This window comes from Exiguobacterium sp. RIT452, assembly GCF_003598705.1.
Classification (GTDB): Bacteria; Bacillota; Bacilli; order Exiguobacteriales; family Exiguobacteriaceae; genus Exiguobacterium_A; species Exiguobacterium_A undae.
Map to the genome: position 1 here is coordinate 243,407 of NZ_QXJB01000003.1, position 12,567 is coordinate 255,973.

11 protein-coding genes are annotated in these 12,567 nt (G+C 49.3%); 3 read left to right on the plus strand and 8 right to left on the minus strand.

Annotated elements, in window-relative coordinates; genetic code table 11:
• Positions 1-4: 4 nt before the first annotated feature.
• The 7 genes from D3D03_RS10180 to D3D03_RS10210 form a co-directional block, all read right to left on the minus strand.
• Positions 5-742, minus strand: a complete 738-nt coding sequence (locus D3D03_RS10180) for a hypothetical protein (protein ID WP_119923496.1) — start codon at positions 740-742, stop codon at positions 5-7.
• A complete protein-coding gene (locus D3D03_RS10185) occupies positions 739-1,470 on the minus strand; it encodes a glycosyltransferase family 2 protein (RefSeq protein ID WP_026831783.1) in 732 nt (243 codons plus the stop codon). The genes D3D03_RS10180 and D3D03_RS10185 overlap by 4 nt, the downstream gene beginning before the upstream one ends.
• Positions 1,467-2,900, minus strand: coding sequence for an alkaline phosphatase family protein (locus D3D03_RS10190; protein ID WP_119923497.1), 1,434 nt, complete (start codon positions 2,898-2,900; stop codon positions 1,467-1,469). Before D3D03_RS10190 ends, D3D03_RS10185 begins: the two co-directional genes overlap by 4 nt.
• A gap of 5 nt (positions 2,901-2,905) precedes the next feature.
• On the minus strand, positions 2,906-3,745 hold the full coding sequence (locus D3D03_RS10195; protein ID WP_233550684.1) for a lysylphosphatidylglycerol synthase domain-containing protein: 840 nt from the start codon (positions 3,743-3,745) through the stop codon (positions 2,906-2,908).
• Positions 3,742-4,662, minus strand: a complete 921-nt coding sequence (locus D3D03_RS10200) for an NAD-dependent epimerase/dehydratase family protein (protein WP_119923499.1) — start codon at positions 4,660-4,662, stop codon at positions 3,742-3,744. The genes D3D03_RS10195 and D3D03_RS10200 overlap by 4 nt, the downstream gene beginning before the upstream one ends.
• 28 nt (positions 4,663-4,690) lie before the next feature.
• Entirely contained in the window at positions 4,691-5,872 is a 1,182-nt protein-coding gene (locus tag D3D03_RS10205; RefSeq protein WP_119923500.1) for a hypothetical protein, read from the minus strand.
• A gap of 151 nt (positions 5,873-6,023) precedes the next feature.
• A complete protein-coding gene (locus tag D3D03_RS10210; protein WP_026831788.1) occupies positions 6,024-6,551 on the minus strand; it encodes a type III secretion system chaperone family protein in 528 nt (175 codons plus the stop codon).
• 209 nt (positions 6,552-6,760) lie between these two features.
• Here D3D03_RS10210 and D3D03_RS10215 point away from each other — a divergent pair, with 209 nt between their 5' ends.
• The 3 genes from D3D03_RS10215 to D3D03_RS10225 all read left to right on the plus strand — a co-directional run bounded on the left by D3D03_RS10215 (position 6,761) and on the right by D3D03_RS10225 (position 11,455).
• Complete coding sequence (locus D3D03_RS10215; RefSeq protein WP_119923501.1) at positions 6,761-9,208, plus strand: CoA-disulfide reductase; 2,448 nt, start codon at positions 6,761-6,763, stop codon at positions 9,206-9,208.
• 223 nt (positions 9,209-9,431) lie between these two features.
• The gene (locus tag D3D03_RS10220; protein ID WP_119923502.1) at positions 9,432-10,877 is read left to right on the plus strand and encodes an alanine/glycine:cation symporter family protein; all 1,446 of its coding nucleotides are present in this window, start codon (positions 9,432-9,434) and stop codon (positions 10,875-10,877) included.
• Between the two features lie 116 nt (positions 10,878-10,993).
• On the plus strand, positions 10,994-11,455 hold the full coding sequence (locus D3D03_RS10225; RefSeq protein ID WP_028105493.1) for a hypothetical protein: 462 nt from the start codon (positions 10,994-10,996) through the stop codon (positions 11,453-11,455).
• Positions 11,456-11,646: 191 nt separating this feature from the next.
• On the opposite strand, the gene D3D03_RS10230 is transcribed toward D3D03_RS10225, so the two are convergent.
• A complete protein-coding gene (locus D3D03_RS10230; protein WP_026831792.1) occupies positions 11,647-12,459 on the minus strand; it encodes an aldo/keto reductase in 813 nt (270 codons plus the stop codon).
• Positions 12,460-12,567: the final 108 nt, after the last annotated feature.

Consider the following 12,567-nt stretch of genomic DNA (forward strand, 5'->3'; position numbering starts at 1 on the left):
CTCCTTATTGAGCGCGTCGTTTCTTACGCTGACCGATGATGACGATGACGATTAAGATGATGACAAGACTGATGGCGACCGTTTTCCAAATGTCGTCTGTCCCAAACGATTGACCGAAAATCGAGTCTTCTTCATCAAAGACACCGGTCTTCTCTTCACCCGGCAAAACGAACAGCGGGGTGACGGTATCTTCAATCTGTTTAATGTTTTGATCAAATGTTTTTCGATCGCTTGCTTTTTTCCCGACTCCAAACAAACCGGGGTTTCCAAGCGCCGCAAGTGAATCATCAAAAGCAGTATACAATGAATCACTTGTCTTTGCACCCTCACTTTCTTTGACGTAAGGAGCGAGCACATCGTACGTGCCGCGTGCTTTAGCGAGCAACAACTTGGCCTGTCCGAAATCATCGAATTGTTCCTGTGCAAAGTGCAGACGACGTTCGATGTTTTGACGCAAAGCGACCCGGTAGGCTTGCTTGGCAGCATCGGCATCTTCCTTTTCTAACGACGCATCGATTTTTTCTTTTGCTTCCGGGAAGTAGAGCGTAAATTCCTTATCGTAGGCATCGATGGTTTCTTTGGCTAACGTGTAATCGTTTTGGTCAAGCTGTTCCTCAAACTGTTTGTAAGCTTCCGCAAAAGCTTCTTTTCCTGGATCCCCGTAGCTGTAGGCGAATGCCGGCAACGGTGTAGTGAGCAGGAACAAGAAGGCGATGACGGTGATGAAAAGCGGTTTTCTCATCCGAGATGCTCCTTTCGTTCAAAACGTTCTTCAGACGACAGTGGGACGATCGGGCGACGCCATTCCCGGTAAATCGCAGGGAGGACGCGCTGGATATAGTTAAAGCGAATAAAGGACTTTCCGGCTTCCCGCACACGGTAACGAATCGGGACTTCCTGCAGCCGGAACCCTTTTCGAACAAGATTCAGTGTCAGCACTTGGGCATAGTTATAGTCGTGGATGATTTCTGCATGTTTACACGCCGCACGGGAAAAGGCCCGCATGCCGCTTTGACCATCGTGAATCCGACGTTTTAATAAGACGCACTGTAACCAGGTAAAGACATGATTACCGATATACCGGTACAAGCGCATCCCGTCGACGGTTCCGAGAAAACGGGAACCAAACACATAGTCGGCCTCGTCGAGAAGAATCGGTCGGACGACGTCGGGAATCTGATCCGCCGGATATTCGTTATCGGCGTCAATCATGACGGCGACAGTCGCACCATGGGCATAGGACCGGAGCAGTCCTTCCCGAACGGCAGCTCCGAGCCCGCGATTTTTAGGAAAACGATAGACATGGGCTCCATGTTGCCGGGCAATCTCGGACGTTGCATCAGTAGATCCGTCGTCGATGACGATCGTTTCGACAGGCAGTCCATCGATTTCAGCCGGAATGCGTTTTAAGACAAGCGGCAAGGAGACTTCTTCATTGTGGGCCGGAAGAAAGACGACGATTTTTTTCATGAGGATTCCTCCTTAAAGGCTTCCGTCAGTAAGACACCGCGGCTGTCGTGCGGGATATCAGCACCAAGCAACTTCGTAATCGTTGGTCCAAGTGACAGGATATGCCGGTGTGTATCAACTTTCAGACCGGCATGGACGTGTTTGCCGTACATCCAAAACGGAACAAACCGTTCTCCTTCATCGAGATGACCATGACCGCCGATCCCGTCGGCTTGTCCGTGATCCGCCATGACAATCAGTGTTGCATCGTCGAGCTTGCCGAGCCGGTCCAGTTCTTCGCAAAATTCAGCCAGTAAGGCATCGGCCTCTTCGATTTTCTGGACGTATTCGGAATACAGGGTGCCGCGGCTGTGGCCGGTCTGATCGGTGCCGATCAATTGAATCGCCAGTAAGTCCGGATCTTCTTGCTGGACGATTTGTTTGGCGCGATCGACGATGTTGCGGTCCGCGACATCGTTATGCATGACGGCTGTCACGGTATGAACGTCTTTGGCACCAAAAGCATCGACGAGATGAGCGATTCCAAGAATCTTACCGATTTTCCCGAAGTCGCGCAACCGGTCAAAGACCGTATCGGTTTTGACCCCTGTCGTATTCCAGACCATGTTCGAATGGATACCGTGTTCTTCCGGACGGGCTCCGGTGAACATGGAACTGAAACAGACGACCGTTCGAGCCGGGTAGACGGTCTCCATGTTCGTATACTCCGTTCCTTCTTGGCGGAGACGTTCGAGAAACGGCGTGTTCGCCGCCATGTAGCGATCTTTCCGCATGCCGTCGACGATCAGGACATAGACTTTCTGTGATGTCGGAATCGGTGCATCGACGGTTGATTCGATCGGCAGCTTCGGTTTCCAGTCGAACAGGTAGTGATGGAGGATCCAGGCGAACAGGAACAGCCCAAGCGGAAACCAAAGATAGGACCAATCCAGTGTTTGTTCGATTGAAGCGGTTTGCCAATACGCGAGTAAAAGTCCGACTTTCGGCAGCTGTTCTTGGGCATTTCCGCTCGTCGAGTCACTGTTTTTAAGGACCAGTTTCCAAAAACGTGTGAAGTTGAGCCAGTTGGTCCCGATCCGGAGGTGATAATAGATCGTCCCCCAGAAAAAGACGGTGAAGAAGAAATAAAGACCGGCTCCATACGCAAACAGCGGCAGGAGACGCGTGTCCGTTCCTTCGATGAATAACCAGACGATCAACGGAAGCCAAAGATAATTCCGTAAGAACAACGGAAAATCAAACTTCCAATATAAGACGAGCAGCGGCAGGGTCATCAGGAAGCCGAAGCCGACACCGCTGAGTGAGCCTTGCGTCAAAATCAGATAGCTGAGAAACACACCGATCGTAAAAATCGGTGTGAAGGGTTTGCCTTCATTCAATAAGTTCCACATCCGTGCGGCAACTTTTTCAAAACGGGAAGCACTTTTCATGCAGGTCATCCTTTCGTATCGTGCTTCTTAAACTGGGTGAACAGTAATGTAACAATCGGGAAATGGCGGATGAGTACATAAACCGGCGCTAAAAATGCAAACGCATATTTAAAGAGATGCGTCATCAAGGCGAGCTCGTACGGGTTGGCCACACCCGCAAGTTGCAGGACCGTTCCCATCGCAAGTTCATACGTTCCGAGTCCACCAGGGGTAAACTGGGCGATTCCGGACAAGACTCCGGCACTCATCGCGACGAGGACAAGCGGAAAGGTGATGTCGGCATCCGCACCTTGCAAGAGACAAAAAACAGCCACTGCTTCACACAGCCACGCCGCCGCCCCGTATCCAATCAAGGAAGACATCTTGCTGATCCATCTCCGGACCAGCAACAAGGCGAGCAGACCACCGGCAAACGCAAGCCCGGCGACCCACATCGTCTGTCCTAATAATAACCCGGCAGCGACAAAAAGACCGAGTACGGATAGGTCGATGCCGCGTTGGGCGACAAAAATCGCCGTCGTCCGCTTCATCGGACTGCCGATCGCTCGCGCCGTCAGCAGGCGAACCGCTTCTCCTACCTTGACGGGGGAGAGGTGATTGATTGCCAGACCAAGATACAGACTCGTTAGGTAAACCGCGGTAGACGCATTTTTTTCGTCCGCCGTCCGCCAAGCGCGTGCACGTAAATAAAAAGCGAAAGCGTAGGTGACGGTAGCGGCCACTGTCCAGGGCGACGTCAACAGGGTTTGGAGATAGTCATACACAACAGGCAGTTCGAGACCAAAACGGACGAGTAAAAAAAGAGCTGCCAACGTCAGAACGACGCCCGCAGCTCCACGTATCACAGACGATCTCGATGCCATGTGATCATCCGTTCCATTCCATCAGCGAGCGTGACGGAGGGAACATAACCGAACGTCTGCCTTGCCGCATCGGTGTTACTCCATGTCATTGAGACATCTCCCGCCCGGGCGGGAGCAAATGCCACCGGCACGTCAAACCGTTCCCCGAGCATCGCCGCGGCGTCGCGCACCGATTCCGGACGGTTGGCACCAAGATTGAAAATACCGGTTGCCTGTGCTTGCAGGGCTTGCTCCATTCCCCGTGTGATGTCGTCGATATAAGTGAAATCCCGAATCGGGTCACCGAAAACGGTCAACGGTTGACCGCGTAGCGCCTGTTCAATGAATCGATACAATGCCATGTCAGGTCGTCCGGCAGGGCCGTAGACAGTGAAGAAGCGGAAGATCCCGATTTGTAAACCATACAGATTCTGATAAGCCTGACAAAAGGTTTCCGCACTGTACTTGGCTGCGGCATAGGGACTCATCACCTGTCCGGTTGCTTGATGTTCCAACAGGGCACCCGTTTGTTCCCCGTAGACGGAGGAAGAAGAAGCGAAAAACAGATGCGGAATGGCATATGTGCGCGCTGCTTCGAGGACGGTCACCGTCATCGCGATATCATCCTCGATGTACCGATGCGGTTCCTGTAACGAACCGGGGACGCCGGGCAAAGCGGCGAGATGAAATACAGCGGCAAAGGAGTGACTGCCGAACCAAGTCGGCAGATCCTCATGCACGTTTCCTTCAAACACCTCGATCCCGTTCTGTTGCAAAAGACGAGCCCGCTCCAGTTTCAGTTCGACGTCATAATAATCCGTGAAGGCATCGATGACACTTACAGTATGACCGCTGGCGTGAAGCCGAAGTGCAAGAGCGGATCCGATGAAACCCGCGCCTCCTGTAATTCCGATCTGCATGTCGCGTTCCTCCGATTCCAATCGATTATTAGTTGAGTGGCTCTAAGGCGTCAACGATTTTATCACCTGTCGTTTCGGCTTTCAGGTCGCCTTTTTCGACAAGGGCATACCAAGCGTTGGCGTCCGACAAGACCGTGCTGGCTTGTTCTTTACCGAGACGGCTCTCAAGTGTCGGTTTCATTGCGATGACGAACATGTTTGCTTCCATCGCCTCGACCCGTGCCGTATCGACATCTTTTTTCTCAAGTGCTTCTTGTGTTTCTTCATGGTAGCCGTCAATCTTTTCCGTTAATGCTTTGGCGAATAAGCTTTCCACTTCTTTGAACTTGACACCCTCTGGTTTTGTTTTTGAGAAGTCATAGAGGTCTTTTAATTTCGCAACCGCTTCTTCATCTCCACCGGCCAGTGATTCCTCGATGGCAAGTAAGAAACCGTATCCTTCCGCTTGCTCCATCTGTAATTCTTTTTCATCCGTTCCGGCTTTGACGCCATCCTCGATTTTTTGAGCGTATCCGAGAGCGGCAAGGTAGAACGAACGGTAGATTGATTTATCCGTCAACTGTTTCGCGACGTTAAAGTCCGCGACGTTTTTCGCAGCGATCGCTTCCTCTTGTGCCGTTAAGCCGGATGAGATTGCTTGAGCAATCGCTTCTTCATTTTTAAAGCCGTAACTCGCATCACGCTTTTCTGCAGTCGGGATGAAGACTGTCTCGGACATGTCCTTGATATCGTTTAATGCAGCAGTCGCTTCGTCGGTTTTACCGGCAGCAACGGCTTCTTCTGCTGTCGCTTGTGTCGATTTTTGGAGTTTATAGAAGTAAGACTGAATGCCTTTGTCCACGAGTTGACGGGCAACGTTCTCATCCAGTTCTTTTGATTCGACACCCGCTAATGCGGAACTGATGACTTCTTCAATTTCAGGAGCAGCCGTCGTGACGCCGCCTTTTAATTTCGATTCATAACTCGTCGTGACCATTTTCCAGTCGATGGCTTGGCCTTCTTTTGCTTTGTCGAGCTCTGCCTTGATGGAACTGAAGATTGTCAGTTCATCTTTTAAAGTTGTCGCTGCGATCCCCGCATCTGTTTTTGTTTCAGACGTTTGCTCCGTTTTTTCTTTTTTCGGAGCCGTTGTTGTTTCTTCCGCGTTGCCGCAAGCCGCAAGAAGTCCTGCTGTAATGAAAAGTGAAGCTACTTTTAACCGTTTTTTCATGATTGATTCCCCCAGAATATAAATAAATATCGATAAATGATGTCGTTTTCACAAATCTAACTATAGCGAGAATAATTCTCATTGTCAATTGAACTTCAAAATGAAAAAAATGGCTTCCGAGGTATCTCGGAAGCCATTTTAAGGTGATATTTTACTGAACTTGGTCATACAGTTTCGTGAGGTAGCTGAAGACTTCATCCGATGCTTGGAACATCATGACCGAGTGTCCGAAAATTGCTGCCGGATTAAAGCCGTGATCCAAATCGATCGTCGAAGCGATTGTGACGTCACGATCGCTGTCGAGGACAACGCGGAAGTATTTGAATTCTTGGTTAAAGTCGTTGATGGCATTTAAGATTGGAAGATCCTCAACACCGTCTGGTACGTGTGTAATCGTCCGCGCAAACAGTTCAACGTCGGTCGCTGTTTTACTGAAGACGATCATCATCATCGGTTCAGCGCCTGCCGGCGTTTTTTCCTGTGTCATGAAGAAGACGTGTGTTTCATTCTCACGTGCTTCCATTGGGATACCTTTTTCGACTAAGAACGCTTGGAACTCTTCCAGATATTGTTGTTGCACAGCCGTTACCCCGTTTTCATTTGTTTCCGGCTGACTGTTTTGGTTGATCGGTGTGACTTTGTTATCGTTCGTGTCTTTTGAGTTACGATCCTGGTCCATGATTAAATCCCCCTTATAAATACTGTAATCTCAGTTTCAAGCATTTTAGATGGAATTGCAACTAATGTCCGTTATCCTCAAAGGAACATTTTCATTTTAAGGTAAGACATCTTTGTGAATGAACGAACAGATAACTTGAAAAGGTATACCTGAATGGGTATATTGGTACACATAGACCATAATGGATTCTACTCAAGGAGGAAGACGGAATGAAAACGATCATTGTAGGTGGAGTAGCTGGTGGGGCGACGGCGGCAGCACGGTTGCGCCGATTGGATGAAACGGCGGAAATTATCCTGTTGGAACGGGGGAAGGAAATTTCTTTTGCGAACTGCGGTCTACCCTATTATATCGGTGACATCATTAAAGACCGAAATAAACTGTTGGTTCAGACTCCTGAAGGAATGAACGCACGGTTTAATCTGGATGTCCGAAATCTGTCTGAAGCGATTCAAATCAATCGTGAACAAAAAACCTTGATCATTCGGAAAGTCGATACCGGAGAAGAATATGAAGAAACATACGACCAGTTGATTTTGTCACCGGGAGCAAAACCAATCCGACCGGGCATTCCGGGGCTGGAGGAAGCGGAAAATGTCTTTACGCTACGGAACATTCCGGATACCGACAAGATGCGTCAGTATGTCGACGAAGCCCGTCCGTCTCATGCAACCGTCATCGGCGGAGGATTTATCGGTCTTGAGATGGCGGAAAACTTAGTCGAGCGTGGGGCACGAGTGACACTGATTGAGATGGCGGACCAAGTCATGGCACCGGTGGATCCGGAGATGGCAGCAATCGTTCATGAGCACCTCCGGGCGAAAGGGGTCGACTTGATCTTATCGGACGGCGTGGCCCGCTTCGAAGAGGCCGGTACACGTGTCGTGTTGACGAGTGGAAAAGTGATTCAGACGGATATGAATATTCTGTCGATCGGCGTTATGCCGGAAAGTAATCTAGCGGCAGATGCCGGACTTGAGCTCGGAATCAAACAAACGATCCAAGTCGATGAGACACTGCGGACATCCGATCCTTCGATCTTTGCGATCGGGGATGCCATCGAGGTCAAAGACTATATTACAGGCGAACCGGTCCACGTTCCGCTTGCTTGGCCGGCCAACCGTCAAGGGCGCCTCGTCGCCGATATCATCAATGGGCGAGACGTCCGGTATACAGGAACACTTGGCACGGCAGTCGCAAAAGTCTTTGATTTGACGGTCGCTTCAACCGGTGTCAATGAAAAACGTCTTCGTCAGTCCGGACGCCGGTATGAAGCGGTTCATCTGCATCCCGGTTCGCACGCCGGATATTATCCGGGCGCCAGTCCGATTTCGATGAAGCTGTTGTTTGATCCGGTCGACGGAACGATTTTCGGCGCACAGGCGATCGGGATGACCGGTGTCGAAAAACGAATCGATGTCTTGGCGACAGCGATCAAAGGCGGTCTGACAGTTCTCGATCTTCCGGATTTGGAACTGTCCTACGCTCCTCCATACAGTTCAGCCAAAGATCCCGTCAATATGGCCGGTTACATTGCTTCGAATATCGTACTTGGCGACAGTGAAAACGTCCATTGGCACGAGATTGATCAGATTGTCGCGAACGGTGGTTTATTGCTAGACGTCCGGGAACCGTCTGAGAATGAACTCGGTTCGATTCCGGGATCCGTTAACATTTCCTTGCCGACATTACGTCAGTCGCTGGAGGAACTGCCGAAAGATCAACCGATTTACGTGACGTGCCAAGTCGGATTACGCGGATATGTCGCGAGTCAGTTACTCAAACAACATGGTTTTGATGTCAAAAATCTAAGTGGCGGTTACAAGACATGGGCAACGGTCAACCGTGACCGTGAAGCGAGAAGCCAAGTACGGGAGGAAACAGCAGTGACGATTACGAAAAGTGAGCCGAAACGAGCAACAAAAGAGCAGATTACGTTACTGGATACATGCGGTCTCCAATGCCCGGGTCCGATTGTGGAATTAAAAACGAAGATGGATCAACTTCAGGATGGCGATCAAGTGTTCATCAAAGCATCGGATCCCGGATTCCTGCCGGATGTTCAAGCGTGGGCACATAAGCTCGGTCATACCGTCCATACGGCGGAAATGAACAAGGGAATCGTCGAAGTCTTGCTTGAAAAAGGAACGGCAACGGCCGCGCCGGTCCAGTCTGACGTCACGAAAGCGGACGATGCGACGATGGTCGTCTTCAGCGGAGACCTCGATAAAGCACTTGCATCGTTCGTCATCGCGCAAGGTGCTCAAGCGATGGGCAAACAAGTGACGATGTTCTTTACGTTCTGGGGACTGAATGTCATTCGGAAACCGGACGCACCATCCGTTGAGAAAGCACCGATGGAACGGATGATGGGCATGATGATGCCGAAACATGCCGGTGATCTACCGCTCTCGAACATGAATATGGGCGGGGCTGGTCAAAAAATGATGAAAAAAGTCATGAAGGACAAACAAGTGGATGCTCTTGAGACGATGATGGCGAAAGCACAGGCCGCAGGAGTTCGGATGATCGCCTGCACGATGTCGATGGACATCATGGGAATCAAAAAAGAAGAATTGTTGGATGACATCGATTATGGCGGTGTCGCAAGTTATCTTGGCGCGACAGATGACGCCAACCTCAATCTGTTCATCTGATATTCGATTGTTAAATAATAGAGATGTCCTCAACAAGCCTCCCCTCTACGGAGGTTTGTTTTTTACGTTAAACCTAACATTGGATGTGAGGTTTTGTGATTTTTTGTGCACTTGAACGATTTAAAAGAAGAAAATGAATTTGATTTTCTGAAATTATTTTCGTATCATAGAACACATGTGAAAAAAGGTTACATGATGGAACGTTTAATGAGGAGGAAGACACGTGGAAAAACAATTCATGGAGTTAGTCAGTAATATCAACGATGTATTATGGTCGAGCGTTCTCATCATTCTATTAGTCGGGTTAGGCATTTATTTTACGATTCGGATGGGATTCGTCCAATTTCGGATGATTCCGGAAATGCTTCGCCTGTTGTTCCAAGGAACAGATAAAGGAAAAGACGGTGTTTCGCCGTTCCAAGCGTTCGCCATCAGTACGGCAGCACGCGTCGGAACCGGAAACATTGCCGGTGTCGCGACAGCGATCGCGCTGGGTGGACCCGGTGCCGTCTTCTGGATGTGGTTGATCGCTTTAATCGGATCGGCCTCTGCCTTCGTCGAAAGTACGTTGGCGCAGATCTATAAAGTGCGCGATGATAAAGCATGGCGTGGTGGTCCGGCCTATTACATGGAAAAAGCACTCGGACAACGTTGGCTCGGAGTGGTCTTCAGCGTTTTGATCACAATCGCTTTTGGATTTGTCTTTAACTCGGTGCAGTCGAATACGATCTCACTGTCACTTCAAAGTCAGTATGGCATCGATAAGACATGGATCACGGTCGGACTTGTCGTATTGACGGCACTCGTCATCTTCGGTGGTGTCCGCAGTATCGCGACGGTCTCAGCGTTTCTCGTCCCGATCATGGCGGGTGGTTACATTTTAATCGCCCTGTACATCATGGTAACGAACCTTGAAGTCTTACCAAGCGTCTTCGGTTTGATTTTCCAAGAAGGATTGCTTGAATTCAAAACGCTTGCAGGTGGAGCGATCGGAGCAGCGGTCTTAAACGGAATCCGTCGTGGTCTCTTCTCAAACGAAGCAGGGATGGGGTCAGCCCCTAACGCCGCTGCGACGGCAGAAGTATCGCACCCGGTCAAACAGGGTTTGATCCAATCGTTTGCGGTATTCGTTGATACGTTGTTGGTCTGTTCGGCAACCGCGATGATCGTCTTGGTCAGTGGTGTTGCGACAAAAGATGCGAGTGGAGAACCGGTTGCCGGAATCGATTTGGCACAAGGAGCACTTGCTTCACAAGTGGGATCGCTTGCGACTGGATTCATGGCACTTGCGATTTTCTTGTTTGCATTCAGCTCGATTGTCGGAAACTATTATTACGGTGAGTCGAACATCAGCTTCATCAATGACAACAAAACGTTGATGACGATCTACCGGGTGATTGTTTTAGGAATGGTCGTATTTGGTTCGTTGGTTCAGACAGCCGGACTGGTCTGGGCACTGGCCGATATCTTTATGGGACTGATGGCAATCGTCAATCTGTATGCGATTTTCCGGTTATCGAAAATTGCCAAATTGGCACTGGATGATTACCTCGTTCAACGTCGAAACGGTCAAGATCCTCGTTTCCATAAGGATTCGATTCCGAATCTTCCTGGGAAAGAAACGCTTGAAGCATGGCAAGATGACGATACAAAAGAAAAAGCAATGTAATGAACTGAGGGTCAGAGCAATCTGATCCTCTTTTTTTGTCTTTGGATTTCACGAATCATCATTAAACAGGTGAGAAAATGGGAATACTAAAAAAAACGGTCGGAAGGAGGGGGAGGATGGAAAATGTTCATTATGTCCGAGTCGCAGATGCCGTTTGGGATTCTTTTGGTGATGATCCGCACATCATCATGGACTGGATTTTGTTCATCCATGAAACACAGCCCGACCATGAACAGTTGTTTGCGCTCGAAGAAACAACACCGTTGTACCAATTGATGAGTCAAATCGATATTTTCATTGATCAAGAAACCCATTACAATCTGGGGCGGGCAATCGTCGGGGAAGAGTTAATCGTCAATGAAGATCATGCGGCGATCGTCGGCATCCTTCCTTTACCGCTCTTAATCATTTCTTCCGAGGTGATGCGGAATTTTGACCGACAGGCGCTTGAAGTGATTTACCGGGAAGCGGGGCGGCAAGGAGAATTTGATACGGTATGGGAGCAGTTCGGTGACTTGCGCGCTTATTTCCGTCAGGCAGAAGAAGCAGAAGAGACGATTCTTGTCTATTATGTATAGCGCGGTAATGACCACGAAAAAAAAGGAATCACGCGTTCTTTCACGCACGTTCCTCAAACGAGACATCGTGTAGAAGCTGCGTGAAGCGAGTGATTCCTGATTAACGAGAAGAGAGGGGTGGCAGATAAATCTGCCACCCCTCTTCATAAAGCAATCGTTCTAAAGCGTCAGCCTATTTTTAAGGGCAGTGCTTAAAAGTCGATTTCATCCGGATCTGGTCCAAGACGGACATCTGTTGCCAAACGATCAATCTTCTCGAGATCGTCCGCATCGAGTTGGAAATCAAAGACATCAAAGTTTTCCGCAATCCGTTCAGGTGTGACCGATTTTGGAAGAGCGACGATGCCGTTATCCAAATGCCAACGCAAGACGACTTGTGAAGGAGATTTACCATGTTTTTCGGCAATTTCCTTAAAGTCATTGATTTCAAGGAATTTCCCTTGCATGAGCGGGCTCCACGCCTCGACTTGGATGCTGTGGTCCTGTAGATATTCATGCAGTTCGTGTTGCGGAAGTTGCGGATGAAGTTCCACCTGATTGATCATTGGTGTCATCAATCCTTCTTCAGCCAGTGTATCGAGGTGATGTTCCTTGAAGTTCGAAACACCAATCGCTTTGATTTTTCCAGCTTCGTAAAGCTCAACCATCGCTTTCCATGCTTCAATGTACCCTTCGACCGGCCAGTGAATCAAATAGAGGTCCAGATAATCGGTCTCTAATCGTTCGAGTGACTCAGCGAAAGCTTCTTTAGTGCGTCCGGCACGAATATCATCGTTCCATACTTTAGACGTTAAGAAGAGATCTTCACGGTTCACGCCGCTTTCTTTGATTCCTTTGGCGACACCACGTTCGTTTTTGTACACGGCAGCCGTATCAATATGACGGTAACCGACACGAATCGCTTCTGCGACGGCAGCCGGTGCTTCCGTCTCTTCGTCGACTTGCCAGACTCCGAATCCGATCTGTGGAATCGTGACACCATTTGAAAGTTTTGCGTATTGCATGTATATACTCCTCCTTCAATGAAACTAGAATATGGAATTGCTCGTTTAGTTTAGCATGAACTCAGAATCACGTCTGTTTAGACGCTCAAAGCAGGAGGTAAGCTGTTA